This is a genomic window from Sulfurospirillum barnesii SES-3 (genome assembly GCF_000265295.1).
In the GTDB taxonomy this organism is placed as follows: domain Bacteria; phylum Campylobacterota; class Campylobacteria; order Campylobacterales; family Sulfurospirillaceae; genus Sulfurospirillum; species Sulfurospirillum barnesii.
In genome coordinates, this window is record NC_018002.1 from 957,001 (window position 1) to 983,079 (window position 26,079).

26 protein-coding genes are annotated in these 26,079 nt (G+C 40.2%); 16 read left to right on the forward strand and 10 right to left on the reverse strand.

Annotated features, from left to right (window positions below; translation table 11 throughout):
* Positions 1–40: 40 nt before the first annotated feature.
* The 4 genes from SULBA_RS04910 to nifB are packed head-to-tail and all read right to left on the reverse strand — an operon-like array spanning position 41 to position 3,836.
* Positions 41–1,036: a leucine-rich repeat domain-containing protein gene (locus SULBA_RS04910; RefSeq protein ID WP_014769167.1), complete on the reverse strand. Its 996-nt coding sequence runs from the start codon at positions 1,034–1,036 to the stop codon at positions 41–43.
* Positions 1,029–1,286, reverse strand: a complete 258-nt coding sequence (locus SULBA_RS04915; RefSeq protein ID WP_014769168.1) for a hypothetical protein — start codon at positions 1,284–1,286, stop codon at positions 1,029–1,031. Before SULBA_RS04915 ends, SULBA_RS04910 begins: the two co-directional genes overlap by 8 nt.
* Positions 1,286–2,398, reverse strand: coding sequence for a homocitrate synthase (gene nifV / locus SULBA_RS04920; RefSeq protein ID WP_014769169.1), 1,113 nt, complete (start codon positions 2,396–2,398; stop codon positions 1,286–1,288). Before nifV ends, SULBA_RS04915 begins: the two co-directional genes overlap by 1 nt.
* Before the next feature lie 10 nt (positions 2,399–2,408).
* The gene (gene nifB, locus SULBA_RS04925) at positions 2,409–3,836 is read right to left on the reverse strand and encodes a nitrogenase cofactor biosynthesis protein NifB (protein WP_014769170.1); all 1,428 of its coding nucleotides are present in this window, start codon (positions 3,834–3,836) and stop codon (positions 2,409–2,411) included.
* Between the two features lie 127 nt (positions 3,837–3,963).
* Between nifB and SULBA_RS04930 the strand changes: the two genes are divergently transcribed.
* From SULBA_RS04930 to SULBA_RS04940, 3 genes are all read left to right on the forward strand, one after another.
* Entirely contained in the window at positions 3,964–4,632 is a 669-nt protein-coding gene (locus SULBA_RS04930) for a response regulator transcription factor (protein WP_014769171.1), read from the forward strand.
* A 97-nt stretch (positions 4,633–4,729) separates the two neighbouring features.
* Positions 4,730–6,499 carry an EAL domain-containing response regulator gene (locus SULBA_RS04935; protein ID WP_014769172.1) on the forward strand — a complete coding sequence of 590 codons (1,770 nt, stop codon included), beginning with the start codon at positions 4,730–4,732 and terminating at the stop codon, positions 6,497–6,499.
* Positions 6,493–7,692, forward strand: coding sequence for a sensor histidine kinase (locus tag SULBA_RS04940; protein ID WP_014769173.1), 1,200 nt, complete (start codon positions 6,493–6,495; stop codon positions 7,690–7,692). The genes SULBA_RS04935 and SULBA_RS04940 overlap by 7 nt, the downstream gene beginning before the upstream one ends.
* 3 nt (positions 7,693–7,695) lie before the next feature.
* Here the strand turns inward: SULBA_RS04940 and SULBA_RS04945 are convergent, their stop codons facing one another.
* The 3 genes from SULBA_RS04945 to SULBA_RS04955 are packed head-to-tail and all read right to left on the reverse strand — an operon-like array spanning position 7,696 to position 9,659.
* Positions 7,696–8,922 (reverse strand): FprA family A-type flavoprotein, encoded by a 1,227-nt coding sequence (locus tag SULBA_RS04945; protein WP_014769174.1) that lies wholly within the window; start codon positions 8,920–8,922, stop codon positions 7,696–7,698.
* Complete coding sequence (locus tag SULBA_RS04950) at positions 8,894–9,277, reverse strand: NifB/NifX family molybdenum-iron cluster-binding protein (RefSeq protein ID WP_014769175.1); 384 nt, start codon at positions 9,275–9,277, stop codon at positions 8,894–8,896. The genes SULBA_RS04945 and SULBA_RS04950 overlap by 29 nt, the downstream gene beginning before the upstream one ends.
* Positions 9,278–9,281: 4 nt before the next feature.
* Positions 9,282–9,659 (reverse strand): DUF362 domain-containing protein, encoded by a 378-nt coding sequence (locus SULBA_RS04955; protein ID WP_014769176.1) that lies wholly within the window; start codon positions 9,657–9,659, stop codon positions 9,282–9,284.
* Positions 9,660–9,802: 143 nt separating this feature from the next.
* Between SULBA_RS04955 and SULBA_RS13075 the strand changes: the two genes are divergently transcribed.
* The 5 genes from SULBA_RS13075 to mmuM all read left to right on the forward strand — a co-directional run bounded on the left by SULBA_RS13075 (position 9,803) and on the right by mmuM (position 15,559).
* On the forward strand, positions 9,803–10,738 hold the full coding sequence (locus SULBA_RS13075; protein ID WP_014769177.1) for a TIR domain-containing protein: 936 nt from the start codon (positions 9,803–9,805) through the stop codon (positions 10,736–10,738).
* 89 nt (positions 10,739–10,827) lie between these two features.
* The gene (locus SULBA_RS04965) at positions 10,828–11,703 is read left to right on the forward strand and encodes a RhuM family protein (RefSeq protein ID WP_014769178.1); all 876 of its coding nucleotides are present in this window, start codon (positions 10,828–10,830) and stop codon (positions 11,701–11,703) included.
* Positions 11,704–11,918: 215 nt separating this feature from the next.
* Entirely contained in the window at positions 11,919–13,262 is a 1,344-nt protein-coding gene (locus SULBA_RS04970; protein ID WP_014769179.1) for a nitrogenase component 1, read from the forward strand.
* A complete protein-coding gene (nifN, locus tag SULBA_RS04975; RefSeq protein ID WP_014769180.1) occupies positions 13,250–14,518 on the forward strand; it encodes a nitrogenase iron-molybdenum cofactor biosynthesis protein NifN in 1,269 nt (422 codons plus the stop codon). Before SULBA_RS04970 ends, nifN begins: the two co-directional genes overlap by 13 nt.
* 105 nt (positions 14,519–14,623) lie before the next feature.
* Complete coding sequence (gene mmuM / locus SULBA_RS04980; RefSeq protein WP_014769181.1) at positions 14,624–15,559, forward strand: homocysteine S-methyltransferase; 936 nt, start codon at positions 14,624–14,626, stop codon at positions 15,557–15,559.
* 40 nt (positions 15,560–15,599) lie between these two features.
* Here the strand turns inward: mmuM and SULBA_RS04985 are convergent, their stop codons facing one another.
* The 3 genes from SULBA_RS04985 to SULBA_RS04995 all read right to left on the reverse strand — a co-directional run bounded on the left by SULBA_RS04985 (position 15,600) and on the right by SULBA_RS04995 (position 20,511).
* A complete protein-coding gene (locus SULBA_RS04985) occupies positions 15,600–16,118 on the reverse strand; it encodes a ferritin-like domain-containing protein (RefSeq protein WP_014769182.1) in 519 nt (172 codons plus the stop codon).
* 213 nt (positions 16,119–16,331) lie between these two features.
* Positions 16,332–19,454 carry a transporter substrate-binding domain-containing protein gene (locus tag SULBA_RS04990; RefSeq protein WP_014769183.1) on the reverse strand — a complete coding sequence of 1,041 codons (3,123 nt, stop codon included), beginning with the start codon at positions 19,452–19,454 and terminating at the stop codon, positions 16,332–16,334.
* Between the two features lie 4 nt (positions 19,455–19,458).
* Positions 19,459–20,511, reverse strand: a complete 1,053-nt coding sequence (locus SULBA_RS04995) for an HD domain-containing phosphohydrolase (RefSeq protein WP_014769184.1) — start codon at positions 20,509–20,511, stop codon at positions 19,459–19,461.
* Between the two features lie 283 nt (positions 20,512–20,794).
* On the opposite strand from SULBA_RS04995, the gene SULBA_RS05000 reads away from it, so the two are divergent.
* The 8 genes from SULBA_RS05000 to SULBA_RS05035 all read left to right on the forward strand — a co-directional run bounded on the left by SULBA_RS05000 (position 20,795) and on the right by SULBA_RS05035 (position 26,047).
* Complete coding sequence (locus SULBA_RS05000) at positions 20,795–23,299, forward strand: chemotaxis protein CheW (RefSeq protein ID WP_014769185.1); 2,505 nt, start codon at positions 20,795–20,797, stop codon at positions 23,297–23,299.
* Between the two features lie 66 nt (positions 23,300–23,365).
* The gene (locus SULBA_RS05005; protein ID WP_014769186.1) at positions 23,366–23,722 is read left to right on the forward strand and encodes a NifB/NifX family molybdenum-iron cluster-binding protein; all 357 of its coding nucleotides are present in this window, start codon (positions 23,366–23,368) and stop codon (positions 23,720–23,722) included.
* A gap of 1 nt (position 23,723) precedes the next feature.
* A complete protein-coding gene (locus SULBA_RS05010) occupies positions 23,724–24,164 on the forward strand; it encodes a NifX-associated nitrogen fixation protein (RefSeq protein ID WP_014769187.1) in 441 nt (146 codons plus the stop codon).
* A 3-nt stretch (positions 24,165–24,167) separates the two neighbouring features.
* The gene (locus SULBA_RS05015) at positions 24,168–24,686 is read left to right on the forward strand and encodes a flavodoxin (RefSeq protein WP_014769188.1); all 519 of its coding nucleotides are present in this window, start codon (positions 24,168–24,170) and stop codon (positions 24,684–24,686) included.
* Positions 24,687–24,701: 15 nt separating this feature from the next.
* Positions 24,702–25,028: a nitrogenase-stabilizing/protective protein NifW gene (locus SULBA_RS05020; RefSeq protein ID WP_014769189.1), complete on the forward strand. Its 327-nt coding sequence runs from the start codon at positions 24,702–24,704 to the stop codon at positions 25,026–25,028.
* A complete protein-coding gene (locus SULBA_RS05025; protein WP_014769190.1) occupies positions 25,021–25,389 on the forward strand; it encodes a nitrogen fixation protein NifZ in 369 nt (122 codons plus the stop codon). The genes SULBA_RS05020 and SULBA_RS05025 overlap by 8 nt, the downstream gene beginning before the upstream one ends.
* A gap of 13 nt (positions 25,390–25,402) precedes the next feature.
* Positions 25,403–25,741, forward strand: coding sequence for a hypothetical protein (locus SULBA_RS05030; RefSeq protein ID WP_014769191.1), 339 nt, complete (start codon positions 25,403–25,405; stop codon positions 25,739–25,741).
* Between the two features lie 9 nt (positions 25,742–25,750).
* Positions 25,751–26,047 (forward strand): 2Fe-2S iron-sulfur cluster-binding protein, encoded by a 297-nt coding sequence (locus SULBA_RS05035; protein ID WP_014769192.1) that lies wholly within the window; start codon positions 25,751–25,753, stop codon positions 26,045–26,047.
* Positions 26,048–26,079: the final 32 nt, after the last annotated feature.

Genomic DNA, 26,079 nt, shown 5'->3' on the forward strand with positions numbered 1-26,079 from the left:
GTCATACATATATGGTATCTTAGCTGGAGTTAAAATATCCTTATTCAACGTCACAGTACTCTAGCGAGGGGATGTTTGGGCGCTTTAAATCGTGGTTATTGGCGATGTACAGATTTTTGAGCAAGGGCAGATTTTCAAGTGAATTGGGGAGACTTGTGAGTGCATTGTCTTCCACATCCAATTCATAGAGTTGTGTGAGTTGACCTATGCATTCAGGCAAATGGGTGAGGTGATTTGCGCTTAGATTTAAGGAGGTGAGCTTTTTGAGTGTACAAAGACTTTGTGGAAGCGTTTGAAGAAGATTATTTTCAAGGCAGAGAATGTGTAAATCTTCTAGTTTTGAAAGATTACAATCAATGGAGTGCAATTGATTTGAGGCAAGGTTGAGTTTAATAAGCATATCGTGTGATTCAAGGCTAGGCAGATTTTGCAATGCATTACCCTCTAAAATTAGGGTTTCTAGTTCTTTGATTTCACTCAGAGAAGAGGGTAAGGTGGTTAATTTATTAAAGGATAGGTCTAAAAAATAAAGCGATTTCATGGAGCCAAAACTATCTGGAAGTGTCTCAAAATAGTTGGTATCTAAGCTTACATGTAAAAGTTTTTTGAGATTTTTAAAAGCGATGTCTAAATGGCTTAACCGATTGACAGCTAGGGTGAGACGTGTAAGATTGGTCAAATCATAAAAGCTTGATGGCAAAGCGGTGAGCTGATTGCCGTTGAGGTTTAAAATCACTAAGGAGTGAAGGTTGCCAAAGTCCTCAGGCAAATGTTCTAATAGGTTATTTTCGCACTGAAAATTTCGTAGATTTGTAAGCAAAGAGATACTTTTAGGAAGCACTTTAAGCCTGTTCCCTGTTATTTTTAAAACACTAAGATTTTGCAGTGCTCCAATACTCTCAGGTAAAAAAGTCAGTTTTTTACGGCTTAAATCAAGCGTGGTGATGGCTTCGAGTTGTGTTAGATTGCGAGGCAATGTGTGCTCTAGTCCAATCGATTTTATCCACTGCGCAAACTCCCTAATTCCCTCACGCATCGCTTTCTCCTTCCTCACTTCTACTGTTCTTTTGGTCAATCAAAAAAGCAATCTCTTCGTAATCAATCTCGCCAAACTCTACCATGTTAAACAAGGCCATCAGAGCCCTTCGACAGCAGGTTTGATTGCACTGCGTCACGAGTTTTTTAGCCTTTTTATAAGGCAATGTGGTTGCTTTAAAAATATCTATGGCTTCTTGGATGCTTTTGTGCCCGCATTCACAGATGATTTTTGAAGCAAAAGGCTCCATCAGCACGCCTTTGATGCTAAAAAGAGCGCTTTGAGTTCCTTTTTATTTAAGACTTTTTTACGCTCGGTGACGATTTGGCGCACTTGTGGGAGCATTTTATGGATGATGTCATTTTCAGGCTCATACCCCATAGCACGCAAGTGAAACAGAAGGGTTGCACTTCCTGAATGCTTCCCGATAGGATAGCTTCGCTTCATTCCCACACTTTGGGGGGAGAAGGCTTCATAGGCTTTTTCGTGCTTGATCATACCGTTAACATGGATGCCTGATTCGTGGGAGAAGATGTTTTTCCCCACAATGGGCATAGTGGATGAAATCGTTTGCTTAGACGCTTTTTCAACAAGCAAAACAAGATGCCTAAGCGCATCTGAGTCGATGGTGCGTTGTTCGCCAAAAAGATGTGCAAGGCTCATGAGTACTTGTTCAAAACTTGCATTTCCTGCACGCTCACCCAGACCAATAACGGTGGTATTGACACTTTTTGCACCCGCTTCCAGTCCGCTAATGGCATTCGCCGTTGCCATGCCAAAGTCGTTGTGGGTGTGCATTTCGATGTCTAAAAGATTGAGGCTTGTGAGGTAGGAAATATGCTCAAAAATCTGATGCGGACGCATGATGCCCACCGTGTCACAGTAGCGAAAACGGTGTGCGCCAAGACTGTGCCCCAGTGCCATCACTTCTTTGATAAATCCCAAATCGGCTCTTGAGCTATCCTCCCCTCCGATGCACGCAAAAATGCCCTCTTGAGCACTTACATGTAAGACCTCTTCAAGGTTGCGCAACAATCTGTTTTTATCGCCTTTAAATTTGGCATCAATGAGAATATCCGATACAGGAATAGACAAATCCACCGCTTTAAGACCGCACGCCAAAGAGGCTTCCAAATCACGCATCGTGGCACGGTTCCAACTCATGATGCGAAGCGGCAAATCAAGGGCTAATATCTCTTTGATGTCAGCTTGCTCTTTTCCTCCCATCGCTGGAATTCCCACTTCCAATTCATCCGCACCTGCTAAATACAAAGCAGACGCAATGGCGATTTTTTCCTCGGTGTTAAATGCGACAAAGGGCGCTTGTTCCCCATCACGAAGCGTGGTATCGTTGATAATCATCGCCTACTCCTTATGCGGCAAAAAAGTGTTTCTTTACACCTTTCAAAACAGAAATCTCAATCGGTTCGTCCGCATAACTTTCGTCGCACGCCACATGGATACTTTGCAATTCTTTTTGCGGGCATTCGCCGATTTTTTGCGTCAATAACAAATCACAATCCATCAACGCCGTTTTAATTTCATCAATCGGATACGTACCATCACAGCCCTCTTTGCCCATGCAGTAGGACTTCTCAACTTTGCGGTGCATGATAAATTTGATGCCCTTATCGCCCGCTTCATAGATGAGAAACTCTTTCGCACTGCCAAAGTGGTCGTTGATGAGACCGTTTCCTCGTGTGGTGACCGCTACGAGTTTGGTTTTCCCCGTGGAGCTTAGGGCGTTTTTATCCAGAGCTTCTTCTTGAAGAACCTTACCGTTAGCAGCCCTAAGCGCACGTCTCCATGTTTCGATATTTTCATGCGTTTTCATGCGCCCATTGAGATTATAGTGATGGGAGAGTTCTTCAAAACTTTTGTCTGCAAAACTCTCTTTAAAAAACTCATCACTCCTGTCTTCTCCCAAAAGCCCCACCGCATCGGCACGGCATTGGCGACAGTGGCGCATCATCTTGACATTGACGTCGCACGCTTCTTGGGCACGCATCAGTTGCTTGTGGTTTGCACTAGGTACGCCATCCAGTCCAAATTTTGTACCAAATTCAGGCTTAGAGATGAGGGGCATGACGTTGAAGATAAACACACCCAATTCTTTGACTTTTTTAGCCACAAGCGGTAAATGCGCATCGTTAATACCTGGAATTAACACGGCGTTCACTTTCACTAAAATACCTCGTTCCACAAGCATCTTGATGCCTAAGAGTTGTTTTTCCAGTAAAAGTTTTGCACCTTCTAAGCCTCGGTGTTTTTTGTGCTCGTAAAAAACCCACGGGTAGATTTTTGAGCCGATTTCTCCGCTTTCATCAACGGTGTTGAGGGTGACAGTCACGTGCTCGATGGTGTATTTGGCAATTTCATCGATATGCTTATGAATCATCAAGCCATTCGTCGAAAGACACAATTTGATGTCGGGCGCATACTTTTTTAAAAGTGCAAACGTCTCAAAGGTCTGCTTAGGATTGGCAAGCCCATCCCCTGGTCCTGCAATGCCTACGACGCTTAGTTGCTGAATAAGACCTCCTACATGTAAGACTTTTTTCACGGCTTCTTCGGGCTTGAGTTTATAGCTTGTTACCCCTGGACGGCTCTCGTTGGAACAGTCGTATTTGCGGTTGCAGTAGTTACACTGAATGTTACACGCAGGAGCAACCGCTACGTGGATACGCGCATAGTGTTGGTGAGCGTCTTGAGAGTAACACGGATGATTGTTAATCTTTTGCAAGATGCTCGCATGCAGTTCACTTTGGGTGTTGGTGGAGGTTGTGCAAGAACAACTCATGTGCGATCCTTTTATTTTTCTTGTTGAAAAAAGTGCATGAAGTGTTCCTTAGAAAAATAAGGAAATAGTTGCAATATTATGAGCTTTATGTATAATATGGAATTACAAATGTGGAGTGATTATCAAAATGCAAAAAAAAATTAAAGTGCTTCTGATTGAAGACGATACCGATGCCGCTAAAGAGGTAGTGGATTTTTTAGAAAATGTAGGTTTTGAACTCACGGTTGCCGAAACTGCTGTGGAGGGATTAACCAAGCTTGCCACGCAAGCGTATGAACTGTTGTTACTTGATTTATCTTTGCCTGATTTTAGTGGTTTTGAGGTAATTAAGCAAATTAATAACCAAAACAGTATTCCTATTATTGTTTTAAGTTGTCATACAAACCTTGACGCAAAAATTAAAGCGTTTCGTTTTGGTGTGGATGATTATCTGTGCAAGCCTTTTATGCTTGAAGAGCTTGAAGTTCGCATGTGGGCAATTTTAAAACGCTGTTCAATGATTAAATTTGAAGCATCACAAGCACTCTTAAGCATGGATTATAAAAATCAAACCATTTCACTCAATAACACGCCACTTCCTTTGACGGCTATTGAGTATAAAATACTCGCTTTCCTCATAGAAAATAAAAATAGGGTTGTTTATCGAGATGTTTTAGCCATTCACCTCTCTTCTTTAAGTTCCAGACAATCATTAAATTACCATATTCAAAACATTCGTAAAAAGTTGGGAGATAGCTCTAAAAAGCCTAAATTTATTATGACGGAGTATGGAACAGGGTATCGGTTGGTTATGTAAAAACAATGTAATTTCTTATAATCCTCATAAAAAACAGATAATAGATGATAATTATTCAGTACAATCTGCAAAACATTAAGCAAAAATGAGGAAAATTATGACAGAGTGTGCGATCAAAAGCTTAAAAGAGTCTTGTAAGAATTTAAAAATTTTATATGTTGAAGATGATAAAGTAGCACAACAATACACACACTCGCTGCTACGTGATTTTTTTGAACACATGGATGTTGTCAGTACAGGTGAATGTGCGTATGACCTTTTTGTTGATGCAAAAATCACTATTCCTTCCTTAGACGCTCCTACACATGAATTTTCATACGATTTGGTTATTGTTGATTTAAAGCTTCCTAAAATGAGTGGACTCTCTTTAATCGCAAAGATGCGCAAAATTTGCAAAGAGACAGCGATTATTGTCACATCAGCTTTTAGTGAAGAAGAGTACTTTTTAGAGTCTATTCGCTTAGGCGTCAATGGCTATGTCTTAAAACCACTTGATTTTGATAAATTCTTAGAGACACTCCATAGAAGTGTTGAAGCTATTATGCTTAAAAAAGCACATGAGACCTATGTTTATCAGCTTAAACAAACTTTAGAACTCCATGAAAATGCGCTTCAAGAACAAAGTTATAACGATATGTTGACTAAACTTCCCAATAAAAAAAGTTTGGAGGAGCATTTAACACGTCTTTTACCACTGGATATTCCCTCCTTATTGCTGATTCAGATGGATCATTTTCATCATTACATGAAACTGTACGGCACGCAAGTGTGTTATAGCATTGTGCAAACGTTTGCCAAAGCACTGTATGCCCATGCTCACAAACAAGGCTATCTTGCCTTTCAAATCTCCCCACATGAATTTGCCTTATTAGATGTGAAGCCTTATATTGACAGTGAAAAGGTTTATGAGGATATTACGCAACTGCTTCGTGTTTTAGATGATTATGAAATGATGGTAGAAACGGTAGCCAAAAAAGTTTTAGTGCGTATTACCATTGGGGTAACCTTTGATCAGGAGAATATTTTTCAAAAGGCATACACAGCACTTGATTTTGCGAAAGAAATGGGAAAAAAATTTGTTGTTTATACCAATAACTTAGATGAAACATCTTCGCTTAACAATGATTTTTATTGGCAAGAAGTGATTGCGGATACACTGGATAATGATGATTTGGTACCATTTTTTCAACCCATTGTGAACGCAAAGGGTGAGGTCATCAAGTATGAAGCTCTGATGCGTCTTAAAGCGAAAGATGAACAAGGAGAGGATGTGTATGTCTCTCCAGCATCCTTTTTGGACCTTTCAAAACGAACCAAACAGTACGATGCGTTAAGTTATAAAATGATTGAAAAAGTGGTGGAAAAGATGTTTGCGTATCCAAATGTTATTTTTTCAATTAACCTGAGCGAACGGGATATTTTAAATAAAAATATACGTTACTTTTTACGTCAAAAATTGTCTGAATTTAAAGCAAAGCATGGTTGTATTACATTGATGTTTGAGATTCTTGAGAGCGAAAGTGGTATGAATGTGGAGATGATTCGCCATTTTTTAAATGAGATTCGCTATGAATACGCCCCCATTGCCATTGATGATTTTGGTACAGGGTATTCAAATTTTGCACAGTTGTTACACCTCTCACCCACGCATCTTAAGATTGATGGCAGTTTAATTCGTTATATGGACAGTGATGAAAAAGTATGCCAATTGGTACAAGGCATTGTCTCTTTTGCCCACTCTTTACATGTAGAAACCATTGCTGAATATGTTCATAATGAAAATATTTTTAAACAACTTTCTGCCATGGGTGTCGATGGCTTTCAAGGCTATTTTGTGGGTGAACCTTCTATGGAGTTGGTATGTTAGGAAGTTATGAATGGGTCATGTATGTACTCTTAGGAATACTTCTGTGTAGCAGTGTTGGCTTCTTTATCAAGTGGCAAAAAAGCAAGCAAAAATTGAGTCGATTTATTGATTTGACTATTGAGGGCATTATCCTTTCTCAAAATAATAAAGTAGTTGATGTGAATATTCAGGCCTTAAAAACATTTGGGGTGGATTCAAAAGAGGTGTTGATTGGTAAGCCACTTTTAGAATTAGTAGCACCTTGTTCTCACCCTTTAGCAGCACACCAACTCTTGCAAAGCAGTGTTGAACCTTATGAATGTATGTTGCTAAAAGGCGATGGTAGCACTTTCCCTGCATTGATTCGAGGGACAAATATCACGCTAAAAGATAAGATGCGTGTCTCAGCTGTGGTTGATTTAAGTGAACTTAAAAAGGCGCAATACACGCTTGAAATGCTCAATCAAACTCTGGAAATGCAAGTACAACAGGAGATTGAAAAAAACCGCCAACAAGAGATGATGCTTTTTCAACAATCACGCCATGCACAAATGGGTGAGATGATTAGTATGATTGCCCATCAGTGGCGACAACCTTTGAATGTGCTCTGCTTAATGTCTCAAAATATTGTCTTTAAATACAAAATGAATAGTTTAGACGACGCGATGGTCACCGCTTTTAAAGAAGATTCGATGCGTTTGATTTCTCAGATGTCAAAAACCATTGATGATTTTCGTGACTTTTTTAAACCCGATAAAACAAAAAAACTTTTTGATGTCAAAAAGCAGCTTTTACATGTAACAAAAATGCTCAAACCTATTTACGATACCCAACACATTGAGTTGATTTTAAAAGTCGATAATGACTTGAAATTAGAGAGTTTTCCCAATGAATTTAACCACTGCATTATTAATCTTTTAAACAATGCGAAAGATGTTCTTATGCATATTCCTTATGAGAATGAAAAATATATTTTGATTGAAGCATTTAAAAATGAGGCAAATAAGATTGTTATTGTCATTGAGGACAATGGCGGGGGAATTGAGGAGAGCATTTTACCACGTCTTTTTGAGCCTTATTTTTCAACCAAAGAAGAAGACATTGGTACAGGTTTAGGACTTTACATGACAAAGATGATTATTGAAGAGCATATGCAAGGACGTATTTGCGCAAGCAACGTGCAAGGTGGCGCACGCTTTGAGATTATACTTTAGGACTTAAAGATCCATTTCTATCATTTTCCCATTGAGGATATGCGCAAACTCTACGCCAAAATCAAAACATGTTTGTAACTCTTCTTGGCTTGGAATGAGTTTTATTTTTAAAAGCTCTAGGGGTGGAACACGAAGTTTAAGGGATTTGAGCCGTGCGATGATGGTATCGACCGCTTCACCACTCCAACCATACGAGCCAAATGCGGAGGCAGTTTTGCCACTTTTTTCTAAAAACATCAAGCACGCAAGCAAATCCCACACGGGTTTAGGAGCGTCCGCATTGATGGTGGGCGTGCCGATTAAAAAGCCATCGCTCTCTTCCAAAATCTTGATCATATTGGGCTCTTCAATGGAGGCAAGGTCGTACATGTTGGTCGTAATACCCTCCACACTCTCGCTTCCTTCCATAATGCTTTGTGCCATTTCTTGCGTGTTTTTATAGCTGGTAAGGTAAAAAATAGAGAGAATTTTGTTGCCATTTTTAGGTTTATTTTTCACACTCCACTGGCGGTACAAATCAACATAGTGCTGTGGGTTTTGCCTCAAAATGGGACCATGAAGCGGTGCAATCAACGCAATCTCAAAACGTCCATAGAGTGCTAGTGCGCTAAGCACATAGCTTTTAAAAGGGCGCATGATGTGGTCATAATAGTAAGCAAATGCGTAGGAAAAATCCCCCACCATGTCGTCAAAAAGGCGTTTGTCGTAGTAGTGCGAACCAAAGACATCGCCGCTAAAAAGCAGTTTGTCCTCATGCACATAACTACTCATGGTCTCAGGCCAATGCAAATACGGCGTGGTCAAAAAAGTGATGGTTTTCTCACCCAAAATGAGTTGTTTGTTTGTCCAAATGGTTTCAAAGTTTATCTCTTCTGCATTGCTCAGTGCTTTAAGCATTAAGGTGGCTTGAGGCGAGATAAGCACTTTGGCGTGTGGCGCTCTTTGGATGAGTTCAGGGAGTGCTCCTGAATGGTCAGGCTCGATGTGGTGGATAATGACGTATTTGATTTCCTCGTAGGAACACAAGGCTTCTACATGTAAAAAGAAATCGTTTTGAAACTCTTTTTTGACCGTATCAACAATGATAACACCCTCAGACGTTTTAATCAGATACGCATTGTATGTTGAGCCGTTTGCCGTTTTCATGACAATGTCAAACGTACGAATATCGGGGTCAAAGACACCTATAAAGTAGATGTCCTTAGCGACAGTTATAGGAAGATGGTGCATGGAGAAACCTTTGCATCCAAAGAGGCGGATTGGTATTTTTTAAGGTTAAAAGCTTTTCAAGTAAAGAGGCTATTGGCTCGTTTTCACTGGAGGCTTGAAGCACAAAAATACCAGAACCTTTCACCATTAAAGAGGCACGAGGACCGATGTGAGAAGCACATAAAATGTTCGTGTCTTGTAAAGACTCTATTTTGTAGGTCAGTTTATCGACCTCTTCGATGATCTCTTGGGAGGAGTCTAGTGCTTTAACAAAGACAAACGCATCGTCTTGGAGTTCGTACATGTAAAAACATTTGCACCAACCAAAGTGATCGTTAATGTGAACCCCATCGGTGGATGCAAAGGTGATTTTCATGGACTTATCCAAGGACTGGCGTGTGCGCTTGGCGAGATACAAGAGCGATGGCTTCACGGTAAGGTTTAGGCGAAACCTCAGGGAACATAATGCCGTTTTTCTTATGTTCACGAATGTTGTACAGTCCACTCTCATGCCCAGCGACGTAGTAGCTTTGAAACTCAGCCGTGTAAGGCATATCCCAAACAATAGCGCCCTCGGTAGGACAGGCGTCCGCACATTTTGGCATCGTAGAGTCCGCACACTCGATGCACTTTTCAGGTTTGACATACGTTGTATCGCCATTGATAGGTGAATCAGATGCACTCACAATCGCCGTTGCGGGGCACTCGTCAATACAGCTATCACAGTTAATGCAAAGCTCTGTTATTCTTACTGCCATGATGAATCCTTTAAAAAGAGTTTACATGTAAAGATGCAAGAGGTGTTCCGTGGGATTTTATAAAATGATAGAGATTTAGATAAAATAAATTTTGCATAAAATCATAAGGCATATGAAGAAATGATAACTATGGAGAAAAAATAATGGATGAATTTATCGAAATTTTCATAAAAAATAAAGCGAATGAGATACCTGATAGCCATAAAGATAGCATTAGTAAATTTTTACCTTTTTATACAACAGTGGCTAATGATGATTTAGCTTATCTTTTTGCGTATTTGCATTCCTCATATAATGGCTTATTTCAATTTCTAAACTATAAGCTCTCCGCCAATCATCACTATAATGCAGATTCGAGTAGAGAACTTATCGCAGTTATAGATATGTATAGAAGCTTATATAAATCCCTTCAAGATACAGATTATAAGTTTGAATTAGATGACGAATATCTAAACATTTTAAATCAATGTGAACAATTTTTATCAAGCAGTGGAGGCAGTGCAATACCAGAAAATTTTTCAAAAATAGATATCATAGAGATTAAACCTATTTTTAAACTACTATACCAAGATAAGTTTACAAGCAAACCAACGGAAAACAAAAAATCAAATATTCAAAGTCAAAAAATGAAACATGAGAAAAATAAGGTCTTTATCGTGCACGGTCATGATAATGAAACTAAACAAGAAGTTGCAAGATTTATTGAAAGTATTGGACTAGAAGCAATTATTTTACATGAACAAGCGAGTAGAAGTATGACTATTATTGAAAAGATAGAACATTACTCAAATGAAGCGAATTTTGCCATTGTACTTTATACTCCGTGTGATAAAGGTCGTGGAGCAAAAGAAACAAATGTTCCTGCAAGAGATAGAGCAAGACAAAATGTTGTCTTTGAGCATGGCTATTTGATGGCAAAAATAGGAAGAGAAAATGTTTGTGCTTTGGTAAAAGGAGAAATTGAAACACCGAGTGATATTAGTGGCGTTGTTTATACTCCACTAGATACAAATGGTGGATGGAAGATTGAGCTCATAAAAGAATTAAAAGCTTGTGGATATTCTCTTGCAAACAACTAGTTATTATAAAAACATTGCAAAATGACAAATTTTTCACTAAAAACAGATAGTTTTGCTAGTATGGTTAAAACAAACATTTGGAACTTAAAATGAAAAATGAGCAAAATAATTCAAACATGGTTATCTATAACGATGGAGAGCTAGAGCTGAATGTATCGGTGGAAAATGAAACTGTTTGGCTTAGTCAAAATCAACTATGTGAACTTTTTGATAGAGATAAATCTGTTATTTCAAGGCATATCAGAAATATTTTTAGCGATGGAGAATTGGACAAAATTTCAACTGTTGCAAAAAATGCAACAGTTCAATTTGAGGGTGGAAGAGAAATTTTAAGAGAAATCGAATACTTCAACTTAGATGTAATTATTTCTGTTGGCTATCGTGTCAAATCTCAAAAAGGGGTGCGATTTAGACAATGGGCGACATCGGTACTCAAAAACTACATTCAAAACGGTTATGCCATAAACTCAGAAAGGATTACTCACCAAAGATTTAAAGAGCTTGAAAGTGATGTATTGCTTTTAAAATCTCAAGTGGCAACTATCTCAAAAGGTCTTGAGAACAGCACTATACAATCAAAGCATGGAATTTTTTACGATGGGCAAATATATGATGCCTATGCTTTTATAAACGATTTGTTAAAGAGTGCAAAAAGTGAAGTGGTGCTAATAGATAATTATATAGATGACACGGTTTTTACACTCTTTAGCAAATATCCGAACTTAAAAATAAAAATATACACACAAACTATCACTAAACAACTTCGCCTTGATTATCAAAAATATCAATCGCAATATCAAAATATAGAACTTAAAGAGTTCAAAAAAGCTCATGATAGATTTTTGATAGTCGATAGCACGCAGATGTATCACATCGGGGCGAGTTTAAAAGATTTGGGTAAAAAGTGGTTTGCATTTTCAAAGTTTGAGATGGAAGCCTTGGAAATTTTGGGGAAAATAAGATAAACATAAAAGAGTTTAAAGCAACAACACTTAGACAAAATACAACAGTGTTTCACCTTTACATGTAATTGCGTTTTAAAACCAATGCCACGGCAAAACAAGGGCTTATCTTACCGTGGTGTTGAGTAAGGTTTTAAAGGTACGCACGGCACACAATGCATAAGGTGTTCCTCTGGCGTTGCAAGGCGCTGTGGAATACCTCTTGCAACGCCATCATTATGATAAATAAAAAACTCATCAAGGATTTGTTAAACGAGAGTGCTTGTTCTCATAACAAAGACAAAAAAAGTAGCTGTGACAAACCAAAACCTGGAGCAACGAGCGGAGGGTGTGCGTTCGAGGGGGCGCAAATATCACTCTTTCCGTATGCAGACGCAGCACACTTGGTGCATGGGCCTGACACCTGTCTTGGTGCTTCATGGGAGACACGAGCGACGCTTACAAGCTATGAGGGTGAGAACAATACGCCATTAGGCTATTGCACCAATGTCACGACCAATGACATTATCTTTGGGGGCGATAAAAAGCTTGCCGAGGCGATAGCGTACATCGTGGAGCGTAAAAAGCCTAAGGCGGTTTTTGTGTATGAAACCTGTGTGACTGGGATGATAGGCGACAACATCGACTTTACATGTAAAGAAGCGCAGGAGCGTTTTGGCATACCCATCGTGCCTGTGCATTCGCCTGGATTTGTGGGTGGAAAAAACTTAGGTTCACGCCTTGCAGGTGAGGCGGTGTTGGACGCTTTGGTGGGAACTCGTGAGCCAGAATCCATCCATCCTTACGGCATCAATCTTATAGGCGATTACAATGTCACGGGCGATATGTGGCAATATGTTCCTATCTTAGAGCGCATCGGGATTAAAGTGGTCTCAACGCTCTCTGGAGATGGCAGAATCGAAGATATTTGTTGTGCGCATAGGGCAAAACTCAATGTTATCGTTTGTGCCAAATCGCTCATCACGCTGTGTCGCAAGATGCAAGAACGCTACGCTATCCCTTATGTCAGCGTTTCATTTTACGGCAAGCGTGACACTTCCAATGCCATTCGCTCCATCGTCAATGCCTTTGGCAATGAGGCGATGATACAAAAAGCAGAAGTCATCATCGCTGAAGAAGAAGCCAAGTTGGAAGCAAGGTTACTTCCGTATCGTGAACTATTAAAAGATAAAAAAGCCATTTTAAATACAGGGGGCAACAAGTCATGGTCGATAGCCTCAGCCCTCCAAGACATCGGCATCGAAGTGGTAGCAACTTCCATTCGAAAAGCCACTGAAGAGGACATCGCCATCGCTAGAGAATATGTGCCCATCTTGATGAAAGTTCCTGCCAACGAGCAAGCCAAACTCATCGATGAGCACAACATCGACATCTTGCTAGCAGGTGGGCGAAGTCTTTACACGGCGTTGAAAAAAAGAGTGGCGTTTGTCGATGTCAATCAAGAAAAAAAGGTGAGTTACGGCGCATACGGTGGCTTAGAAAACTTGGCGATTGATGTATGTGCCGCACTTGCTAACCCTGTCTTTAAACTCGCTGGAGGGGCCGCACCATGGGAGAATTAAAAGCCATAAAACCTTTACATGTAAACCCTTTGAAGCTCTCTCAACCCATGGGAGCGACACTGGCGTTTTTGGGGATTAAGAACTGTATGCCTTTGATGCACGGAGCGCAAGGGTGTGCGTCGTTTACTAAGGTGCTTTTTACCAGACATTTTAACGACCCCATCGCCATTCAAACCACGGCGGTCAACGACATCACTGCCGTCATCGATGGAGGCGAGTACTCTATCTCCGTGGCGATTGAAAACATTACCCAAAAAGTGAGCCCTGATTTGGTGGGGCTTTTTACCACGGGCTTGAGCGAAACCAAAGGCGATGACATCAAGGGAGCAAGTTTACTGTTAAAAGATAAACAAGCCATTGTTTGGGCGCATACGCCTGATTTTGAGGGTGGTTTGGAAAGCGGTTGGGCTTTGAGTGTGCAAGGCATCATCGAACAACTCATCGAGCCAAGCCTTACATGTAACAAAGACAAAGTCCTCCTCATCCCCAATGTCAATCTAAGCGCCATAGAGGTCGAGAAAATCAAAGAGAGCTTGGAACTTTTTGACTTTGAGGTGTACGCATTGCCCGATTTGAGCGATTCGCTTGATGGGCATTTGGGCATCAAGCAAGGTGCCCTTAGTAGCGGAGGCATCAGCGTAGAGGCGATAAAAAAGCTAGGCGACACAGGGCTTGTCATAACCGTGGGGCGCTCCGTGAAAAAGTGCGGAGAGCTTTTTTGTGAGAAAAATGCAAAAGCAACGCATCTTCATTTTGATAGCCTTGTAGGGCTTCAAGCGTGCGATGATTTTTACGCAAAATTGCTTACATGTAAAGGTCTTAGCAAACCTCACGCTTCCATTCAGCGATGGCGAAAAAGGCTTCAAGACGTGCTTTTAGATACGCATTTTGTGTTAGGAAAAGCCAAGATTCTCCTTGCCGATGAGCCTGATAATGCGTATGCGATGGCAAAGGCGTTAATGGAAGTTGGTGCAGACGTAAAAGCCGTAATCTCTCAGAAAAGTGAGGTGCAAGAGGGCTTTACATGTAACGTCTCTGTGGGAGATTTTGAAGATGTGGAAGAGGCATTGCCTGCTTGTGATATGCTTATTTCAAATTTTCACGCTGAGCGTTTGGCACACACCTACCACAAAGCACTTTTGCTTCGAGGCTTTCCCAATTACGAGCAAGTGGGCGTGGGGCTAAGACACAATGTTTTGTATGAGGGGAGTTGTAATTTTTTATGTGAGGTGAACAATCTTTTGGTGCATCAGTAGCGGTTTAGTAAAGTTAAAAGTAAAGCATTGGCTCTCAAAAAAAGGCTTTACATGTAAAATAAAACTTAGCTATCATATGCCTCAAATTGTGTAAGGAAAAAACGTATGAATCCCCTAACTCCTTTTTTAGAAGCGCAAAAAGTATTTATTTTAGATGGAGCCTTTGGCACGGAGCTTGAGCGCAAAGGCTATGACATTAACGACTCTCTTTGGTCAGCCAAATTTCTCATGGAAAAACCAGAAGCAATTGCGGAAGTGCATTTGGATTATCTGAATGCGGGCAGTGATTGCATTACCACAGCGAGTTATCAAGCGAGTTTTGAGGGGTTTATGAAGCGTGGGATGAGCGAAGCAGAAGCCAAAGCGCTCATTGTCTCTTCGGTAAAAATCGCTCAAAAGGTTCGTGATGATTTTTGGTCAGATACAAAAAATCACGTTAAACGCTTAAAACCTTTGGTCGCAGCCTCCATTGGGCCTTATGGGGCGTATTTGGCAGATGGTTCAGAGTTTCGGGGGAATTATGGACTCAGTATGGAAGCGCTAATGAACTTTCATCGTAAACGACTTTTAACACTCATTGAAGCCAAACCTGACTTACTCGCATGTGAGACCATTCCTTGTCTTGTGGAAGCTAAAGCTTTGTGCGCACTTTTAGAGGGTTATCCTGCCGTGAGTGCATGGGTGAGTTTTAGTGCGAAGGATGGAGAGCATATTAACAGTGGTGAGAAAGTGCGTGAATGTGCTCAGTTTTTGGAGAGCCAAAAGCAAATTGTGGCTATTGGTATTAACTGCACCGCACCCCAATTCATTGAATCGCTCATAGACGAGATAAAAGCGGTCTCTTCAAAGCCTATTATCGTTTACCCCAACGGTGGATCATCTTACAATGCGCTCACGAAAACATGGGATGGGCTCTCTAAAAATGCCTCCTATGGAAAGATGGCGTATGGGTGGTACCAAAAAGGGGCAAGGTTGATTGGGGGATGTTGCCAGACAACGCCTGAGGACATTGCGCAAATTGCAGTGTGGGTAAGAGCGTAAAAAATCGTTACATGTAAGGAAAAATCCTTACATGTAACACTCAGGCCATTTCGCCAGGAGTACCAGCTGCTGCCATTGTGGCTTTTTTCTTACTGCGCTCCATAGATTGAAGCACTAAGTATTGTTCACCAAATTTAAGCATATTTTCCATTTCATCGTCAAACTCTGCGTAGTGCCCTTCTTCTTCTAAGACCAACTCTTCAAAGAGTTTTTTAGAGACGCTATCGGCGTGATTGCCACATTCAAGGGCGAAGTTGTTGTACATAACAATGGCATCTTCTTCGCTTTGACGTGCAAACTCTATCATCTCTTTAACCGTGATAATTTGTTTCACCTCTTCAGCTGCTTTCATCTCTATAGTGCCTTTGAGAAACAAAACCCTATCGGCTAATTTTTCAATATGCAACATCTCCATAATCGCAATGCGTTTAAAGAGGCTTGAAAGTAGGTCATAGCCTTGGTCATCACAGTGGAAGTGAAAGAACATATATTGATGCACTGCTGAGAGTTCATCGCCAATGGCAAGATTGAGTAACTCTATACTTTTATCACGCTTCATGTTTTCTCCTTAAGGGTATATGCCTAGCATACTACCATAAAAAGTGAAAAGAAAAACTAAGGAAAGCTCAGAAAAAGCCCATTTATTGTAAGAATGACGTGAACGCTTTTCCCTAAAGACGGTGGTGTTTTTAAGAGGATAAAATCAAGCATACTTTTGTCCTTTTTATCGTCAAGTTTCTGACTTTAAGACTGACGAGTCAATAAGCTGTGCTTAAGAAGAATAATGAATTTTTTGCATCAATGTCTTAATGATTTTTGGATAATCACGCAACAGGGTTTCTATTTGGGCAATGTCAAAGGTCTCGATTTTGTCTAACAATGTTTGAGCATAGCCTTGAAGGTAGATGATGTTGTAGTGCGTTGATGCTTTGTGTAAAGCCAACGCAAATTGGGTGATAATCTGAAGATCATTTTGGGCAATGGCGTCTTGGTAGAGAGGTTCTACATCCAATTCATGTAAGAAATTTTTTAAATCCTCGACATTGTCAACCTCAATGGTCTCTTCATGGCGAGGTGTTGATGATTTTGGGGTGTATTTAAGAAATTTTGCAAGCTCACTGTAGAGTTCATTTTGCGAAACAGGCTTACGTAAATACCCATCAAATCGTTGCTCTTTTATCTTCGTTAACTCCTCTAGCATAATGGAAGCCGTCAGGGCAATGATAGGGATGTTAGAAGATTCTTTGATGATTCGTGTAGCCGTATAGCCATCTAACACAGGCATTCGAATGTCCATCAAAATCAAATCGATAGGATAAGTTTTAACTTTTTCGATAGCATCTTGCCCATCGACCGCTTCGATAACCTCAATGAATGTAGCATCAAAACTCTCTTTAATGAGCTTTCTGTTTTGTTCAACATCATCTGCTACTAAAATAGTTGCTTTTTCAAAATCGATAGCATCGTAGTTGAGGATAAGGTCACTTTGAATACCCTCATCTTGAAGGGACGCTATATCTAAACTGTTGAGTTTGAGCGTGAAAACAGAGCCTTTTCCCACATCACTTTGCACGTCGAGAGAACCGCCCATCAGCATCGCTAATTTCTTGCTTATGGCAAGTCCCAGTCCTGTGCCTCCGTATTTTCGTGCGTCTTGATTCTCTTGCTGTTCAAAGATATTGAAAATCTTACTTTGTGCCTCTTTGGGTATGCCAATGCCACTGTCGTGAACACGGATGATGATGTCGATTTTACTAAGATGCTTATGGACACGATGCACTTGCGTGATAACCTTGATAAAGCCTGTATCGGTAAATTTTAGGGCATTTCCGATGAGATTGGTGAGGATTTCTTTGAGTCTAAAGGCATCCACAAAAATGACTTCGGGTAGATTTTTATCGACCTCTAGCTCCAATTTCAGCTCTTTTTGTTCTGCCTGCAAGACAAAAAGAGCTACCGTCTCTTCCAACAATTTTTTAAGAGGCGTTGCTTTGTTGATAATCTCAAATTTTCCTGATTCTATTTTGGAGAGGTCTAAGATGTCATTGATCAGCATCAGTAAATTCTCTCCTGAACTGCGTATGGTTTTGATGAATGATTTGAGTTTTTTATCGTCTACCTTTTCATCCAAAAGCTCTGCAAAGCCCAAGATAGAGTTCATGGGGGTTCGTATCTCATGACTCATATTCGATAAAAAATTTGATTTTGCCTGTGTCGCACTTTGTGCTTCTTGGGTTGCTACCAGAAGCTTTGTGTTTAACTCTTGTAAGGCTAATTCCACTTCTCTTCGTTTGTCTATCTCAGCAGAGAGCTTTCGATTCCAAAATAATGTCCCTATCATGATCAAGAAAAAGACTCCTGCAATCTGAAAAACGATGGTATAGTCAATGGTTTTGTCGTATTTGACTTGTATCCATTGGTTGTAGATGCTATTTTTTTCCTCTTCCGAGATAGAGTTTATCACTTTATTGAGAATGGCTATGCCTTCATCTTCCCAATCATTACGCAGTGCCATATGAAATGTTGATTCATACTTGCTAATGCCCGAAATTTTTAGATTGGAAAATCCACTTTTTTGAATGTAGTTACTTGCCACAGGCAAGAGTTCTATATACGCATACGCATCGCCTTTCACGACTGCTTTAAACGCATCGACAATATCTTTAACAATAACAGGCTCAATCTTTGGATGCTCTTGTTGAATCAGTTCATTTTGTGCATACCCTTCCACGAAAACAACTTTTTTCCCATAGAGTTCTTTAATATCTGTGATAAATTTAACATCATTCCTTGTAATAAAAACTTGTGGCATAATGATGTAAGGTTGTGTGAAATTGACCATTTTATCTCTTTCAGGTGTGCGTGTTAAACAGGTGTACATGTCCGCTTGACGTGTATTGATCTTTTCAACACTTTGTGACCATACACTTGTTGGCAGGCGCACAAAGTTTATACCCGTTTTTTGACGAATGAGTTCCAAATAGCTACTAGCGATTCCAGCGTAAGTCGTACCCTCTTTTGCGAGGTATTCTAAAGGCTCGAAATGGTTGTCGATGACATAGCGTATCTCTTTATGACGCTCGATCCATGCTTGTTCTTGGGGTGTAAAATTTAAAAGCTCTTTGGAGGACTCTAAGCTTTTACTCCATTTACTGTTGATGGCTTGCGCCTCTTTGGGAGATATATCTTTGAGTGTTTTTTGAATAATGTTAAAAAGCACTGTTTTGTCTTTGTCAACGGCAAGGCTGATAGATGTTTGGAATTCTTCAAGTTTAGCGACGATTTTTAGGTTATTGATTAAATATTGATTTATAATGTAGGTACTTACGGCGAGATTGCCGACATAAGCATCTACTTTTCCCAATGAAAGCATCTCTAAAGAATCTTCATTCGAGGTTGAGGGAAGTAGCTTGATGGAAGGATATTTTTCTTCCAGCCACTCATGAATGTAGGAGCCTTTGTTGATAGAGACGACTTTGCCTTTTAAATCATCCAGTGTTTTGATGTCGTTAGTGTTGATATTGGCAATAATCACCATAGGAACACTCAAATAAGGATCGGTAAAATAAAGAAATTTATCCCGCTCCTCAGTTTTTACAGCACAGGTAAGCCCATCAAATTTTTTATCTTGCATGTTTTTGATGGTCTCTGCCCAAACAGCAGGATAAATTTTAAATTTCAAGCCACTTTTTTGAAAAATGAGCTGGATGTAGTCATAAGAAAGCCCTGTTGGTGCGCCATTTTTATCGACAAAATCAAACGGTGGCCATTTATAATCAGACCCCAATGTCACAACAGGGTTGTTTTTAATATACTCTTGCTCTTCGGGTGTAAAGGTAAGTGTTGCATAAAGTGTTGAAAGGGTTATGCAAAAGATGGCTAAAAAGCGCATCATCACTTTAAGACTTTTCTTCGATAATTTTTCTAAAACTTTCTAAATTATGGCTAAAAAGATCTATAAGATAGGGGTCAAACTGGCTTCCTTTAAGAGAAATGATATACTCTGCCGCAGCATCAAAACTCCATGGTTGTTTGTACACTCTCACATGCGTTAAGGCATCTAAAACATCGGCGATAGTGACAATGCGTGCATAGACATGAATTTCTTCTGCTTTAAGACCTTGTGGATAGCCTGAACCATCCCATTTTTCATGATGTTGATAGGCGATGATGTCGCCTGCTTTCATCAGTCTTCGGCTGGATTTTTTGAGCAGGTTATGCGCATTGGTCGTGTGTGCTTGCATGGCATGAAACTCTTCGTCGGTGAGTTTGCCAGGTTTATGAAGTATTGTATGCGGGATGGTGATTTTACCTATGTCATGCAAAGGAGCGGCAAAATAAATATCATCGACTTCCATGTCCGACAAACTCTCATGCAGTGTTGCCAATAATTTTGAAATATCAGCCACCCTTTTAATATGCTTTCCCGTCTCATCGGAGGTATCTTCCATCAGTTCTGTGAGTAAATAGATAATCTCTTTTTGACTGTTCTCAAGCTCTGATAAAAATCGTTTTTCACTTTGAAGAATCTTTACATGTAAATCCAAATTATTTTGTTGCAATACTTTTTTAGCTCGGTAAAGTTCGATGTGCGTTGTTGCCCGTGAGATAAGTTCATCGGCATAAAAAGGCTTCGTAATGTAATCAACTGCACCAACCTTGAACCCTTTGGATAAAGAGTCTAAATCTGCTTTTGCGGTGAGAAATATAACGGGAATATCCTGTGTTTTTGGATTTGCTTTTAAGTGTTCGCAGACTTCAAAACCATTCATCTGAGGCATCATAATATCGAGTAAGATAAGATCAAATTGCTTTGTTAAAGCAATTTCTAAGGCTTGTTTACCATTGAGAGCGAAAGAAAAATTGTAGTTATTTTCTTTTAAGATATTCATGGCAACTTTGATGTTATCACTCACATCGTCGACAATTAAAACACTATAATCAGCACTCATCATCCATCCTTCTGCCAAACGTAAATGATTTCAGAAACACGCTATAAGCGTAATGTCCGTTAAGAACATTTTTGTATTGAGAACGTGAAAAAATGACTCTTTAAATTCTAGCACAAATTTGAAGTGATTGCTCAAGTCTCCAGGCGTTTCATCTCTCAGGCAATGATAATATTTTTTTTTATTTCTAACGGAATAGTTCTTGTATAGTCTTTAAAAAAATGCCATCTTCTTTTTAGCCAATTCCAGTTCTATTTTAACTATATCATCTAAAAAGGTTAACATTATGTCTGAGCAAAATCACACCACACGTTACAATGCTTATATCCCCGAAGTTGTTGCCTACCAAAAATCACTCGATCAACTCTCCGAGCGATGGAACTTGCTCTCGCTTTTGGGACAGATGAGTAACATTGGTATGGACATCTCAGAAACCAGACAAGCCTTTAGCAATCTCTCAGAACAACTGTTACAACGCCTCAGCGAAGAGACGGTCAAGAAACTCTCCATTGAATTAGGGGCTAAAGCGCAAGTGGCGATTGATATTTTAATCCGTAACCTCTTTGAACGAACCGCTGACATAGGCTTTTTAGCGATGGACACGATCATTTGTGATTTTGCACGCCAAAGTAATGAAGAGCAAAAAAATGCACTGCCTGAGCTGCAAAACCGTTTTCATGAATACATCGAAAAGTACAGCGTTTACAGCGATGTTCTGTTATTTGATCTAGACGGTGTCTTGATCGCTTCGACCAAAGATGAAAAAATTGGCAACAAGATCGACAGTGCTTTTATTTACGAAGCGATGCACACGTCTCAAGAGTATGTGGAGAGTTTTGGCATTTATCCTAGCATCAGCACCAAAGAGAGTCTGCTTTACAGTTACCGTGTGTGTGATGAAAAGGGCACACCGCTTGCCGTGCTTTGCCTTGTCTTTAAGTTTCAAGATGAGATGCAGGTCATTATCTCCAATCTGATTGAAAATGAGACATGGGCAGACATTTTACTTTTAGATGAAAAAGATCGTACCATTTACAGCAGCAATCCTTTTCATTATGCGTTGGGTGCTCCTCAAAAAACAGCCTTGAAACGTTTTGATATTGTCCCTTTTTCAGGCAGCGAGTATGTGGCTAAAACACAAGCCACCAAAGGCTACCAAGGTTTTTACGGGCTGGGGTGGAAAGGTCATGCGCTGATGCCGCTTGCCTTTGCGTTTGGGGCACAACAAACCCATGTTCCTTTTACCGAAGAGCAGATCAAGATCATCAAACACTCTTCACTCTTTTCTGAGGAGTTTACGAGCATTCCCACCAAAGCCGAAGCGATTCAAAGACGTCTTGATATGACCATTTGGAATGGTAATGTGCAGATTGCCAACCAAAAAAGTGGGGATAACTCCTTTTCTAAATCACTTCTCAATGAGATCTCACGCACGGGAGCTCAAACCAAAAAGACTTTTGAAGAGTCCATAGGCAATCTCAACTGGACGGTTGTTGCTTCGTTCATCAATGGGGCTGCGTTTAAAGCGAAACTGGCGATTGATATTATGGATCGAAACTTGTATGAGCGTGCCAATGACTGCAGATGGTGGGCATTAAGTCCTGTGTTTATCAAAGCGTTTAGTGCGAAATACAGAGATTTTTCAACGATTCGTAAAGAGTTTGGGCATGAAATGACCGAAGTGCTCGGTGCGATTAATGCGCTCTACACCGTTTACAGTAACCTCTTTTTGTTCGACACTCAAGGCTGTGTCATTGCAGTGAGCCAAGAAAAATACGCCCATCTTATCGGTAAGCGCATCGGTGCGCATTACATCGCACAAACGTTGGCACTGAAAAGTTCCAAAGAGTATGTGGTGAGTCCGTTTGAGAAAACAGAGCTTTACGATGGAAAGCATACCTACATCTACAGTGCGCCTATCTTTATCGAAGGAGCGAAAGAGGCGCAAGGTGGCATTGGCATTGTGTTTGATGCTGAGGCACAGTTTGAGGCGATGCTCAGAGATGTTGTGGGTGCCGATGAGCGCTCTTTTGCACTTTTTATTGAGACAAAGACCAATAATGTGATTGCCTCCACAAACCCTGATATTCTCATGGGTGAGCGATGTGTTTTCTGCGATTCGTCTGAAAATATGGTGCTCATTCAAGATGATTATTACATCGTAGGCAAGGCAAAATCTCAGGGGTACCGTGAGTATAAATGCAGCGATGGCTACAGCAATGATGTCACCGCCATTGTTTGCATTCGGGTTGCCAATAAAGATGCGTGCGTTGAACCCGTCGTCAAAAATGGCAAAAAACAGTATCTTTACCCCAAAGTGGGTGCGTCTGAGAAAACCGTTGAGCTTTCAACCTTTTGGATGAATGGCACGCTTTTTGCCATCGAGAGCCAATACATTTACGCCGCACTGGAAGGGCAAGATGTGACGCAAGTCATTGGTTGCGATGAGATTTATGTGGGAATGATCACGTGGAATAACAAAACCATCCCCGTTGCATCGCTTGCAAAATACTTTCATCATACGTGTTCGTACAACAAAGAGCTCCATCACATCATTGTGCTTAAAGGCAGTGAAGACAAACCCTTTGGCTTGGTGATCGATATGGTTCAAGACAGCCCAGAAGTGCCGCAACGCTGTGTGGATGAAACCTCTCAAGCCATGATGGGACACCATACACTTACCAAAGCGATTGTCAAATCGGATGTGGGGCAAGAAAAGGCTGAAATGCTCTCGATTCTTGATCCTTTGAAGATCGAACGTTACTTGATTGTGGAGAAAAACGCACTTTAGATTGAACATGATTCCTATGGAACACTTCTTGTAAGAGGAGGCATAAGTTTAGGTAAGGAGGAAAGCGTGATAAAGGTAGCATTTTTTACCAATGACCTTAAAACCATTGATGCTCATTTTGGTTCATCAGAACAGTTTATGGTTTATGATGTGGACACAAACGGTTCTACGCTGCTTGGTGTCGTTCTTACAGGGGAAGAACGCACTGAGGGTAGGGTGGCACTGCTTCAAGAAGAGGGCATTGATATGCTCTATTGTATTGAAATTGGACCAGCAGCGGCTGCAAAAGTTGTCAATAGCAAAATCTTTCCTATGAAATACAAAACAGCCGTAAGTATTGAAGAAGAGCTTGAAAAATTAAGCACCATGCTTGGCTCCAACCCTCCACCATTTATTCAAAAAATTATTGAGAAAAGGGGTTAAGATGAGCGAATTAGAAGCACTTTTTTTGCAAACGCTGACATCCCAACTACGAGCGCTTGACCAATTTGGAACCTGGGCAAAAAAGAGCGATGAAGAGCTCTTGTGTGAGAAGTATGTTAAAAGCAAAGAAGACCTTAAAAACATACCGATTATTGCGGACATTGATGAGATGCAAATTCAAGATATTCGTCTTATTTTTCAGTCCATTGCATTGGCATTTGAACTCAAAACGGGGGTGATGTGCTCAGTGGTGATGGAGATGAGCCATGAGGGATTTGGAAGAGCGGTGGTATTGGCTGAAAAAATTGTAGTGACCAATAAATTTTTCAAAGATGCCCATCGTTACAGTTTTAGAACCTATGATGATTTGGTCAAAGAAGGTGGCAAAATGCTTCACAGTGCGCTTGAGATTTTTGAGCAATACCACTTGAAAGTAGGATAAAACATGGCAAAGATAGGCATATTTTACGCCAGTGCAGGTGGCAATACCAGACAAATTGCAGAGGCTTTAAAAGAGGCGTTTGCGCTTGAGGATGAAGCGTGTGTTTTCATGGAAGACGACTTTGATAGCGTTGAACAATTTGAGAATTTTGATGTGCTTTTTTTGGGAAGTTCTACGTGGGGACAGGGTGATGTGCATTTTAGTTGGGTGGATGCCCTTTTGGAAATTGGCTCTGAGAATCTTTCCTTTGAGGGTAAAACCATGGCATTTTTTGGTGCTGGCGATAGCCAAAAACATGGGGAGCATTTTTGTTCCGCTTTGGGTAAGTTTTATGATATTTTTTCTAAAAGAGGGGCAAAGATTATTGGGTTTAGTGATGCAAGTGATTATTCCTATGAGGCTTCTTTGGCACTCATAGATAATAAGTTCTGTGGCTTAGCGATTGATCATATCAACGAGCCTGAAAAAACTGCTTTGCGTATTGAAAACTGGATAGCTCAGTTGCAAAGTGAGTGTATGTAACAAAAAGGATAGACCATGAAAACGCTTGAAGCCTTTTATCGCCTCAAAACGGCAGAGGATTATTTTGAATTTTTTAGCATTGAATACGATAAAAACATCGTGGCAATTAAGCGTTTTCATATCATGAAAGAGTATGGAACACTGATAAAAAAAGGATTTGAAAATTTTAATGGGGATGAAAAATACCTCATGGATTTTTTAAAATTTGCATTGATTCGTGTTTATATGGATTATAAACACGGTCATGCACCCAGTGCCGCTGAGGTTTGGGGAATGATAGAAAATGGTGAAGCCAAAGGGTGTTTGGCGTGTGCATTAAGCAAAGGAGGGTGCGATGGCTGATGTGGATATACTCTTGCACAACAGTGTAATGGCAAAGCTCTCAAGCAAAGATGAGGAGAGAGCAAAATTTTTTTTAGGTCAAAAAGTCAAACTTTTAGAAGATGTCAAAAATGATGGAACGTACCCTTATTTACCTGTGGGGAGTGTGATGATAGAAAAAGGCTCGCAGGGGTATATTCGCTCTATTGGTGATTTTTTACAGGTGATTCGTGTGTATGAAGTTCATTTTTTAGACTCACGTGCTGAGGTAGAAATTATTGGCTGTAGAGAGCATGAGTTAGAAGCGCTTGAGCCTTACCGTGATTTGGAAGCTGAAGAGTACGAATGGATGATGAACTATTCAAAACAAAAATCTTATTAAGGAGGAAAAAGTCGTGGCAAAAGTAATCTTTATGCATTTTGATAAAGAAAAAGATGGCATTTATGATGCAAAAATTGGTGAACCCGTGGTGCGTTTGGCAAAGGAAAAGGGCATTCCTATTACGTTTGATAATAAGGATTATACAAAATGTTTGGTTAGGGTGGAGCACATTAGCGATGAAGAACCAACCAGCTACATGGAAGATGAAGAGTTGGATGAGTTGGTCAAACTTGGGGCTATTTCTCAAGAAGATGCCGATATTTGCCAGCAATTTACAGTAAGTCCTAAAATTCGCATTGCCTCAATGATGATGATTAAAGGCGATGTGTTAATTAAACCATTTCAATTATAGGAGAAAATGATGACAACACGAGTAGAAATCATTAACGATTTTTTAGCAATTAATGTCAAACCAGGCGCAACCATTCAAGATGTTGTTGAAGCCAGTGGTAGTGCACTGCCTTTTGGCTGTAGGGATGGGCAGTGTGGAACCTGTGTTGTGGAAATTGTTCAAGGGATGGAGTTTTTATCGCCTATCAATGAAAAAGAGGTAAAAGTTCTTAAAGAGATTTGTGTAGGAACCTGCTCAAAAAATTCCCGTCTTGCATGTCAGATGAAAATTGACAAACCAAACGGTGTCGTGAGAATTAAATACTAATTGTTTAGAAAATAGGCAAAAATTATGTCTAA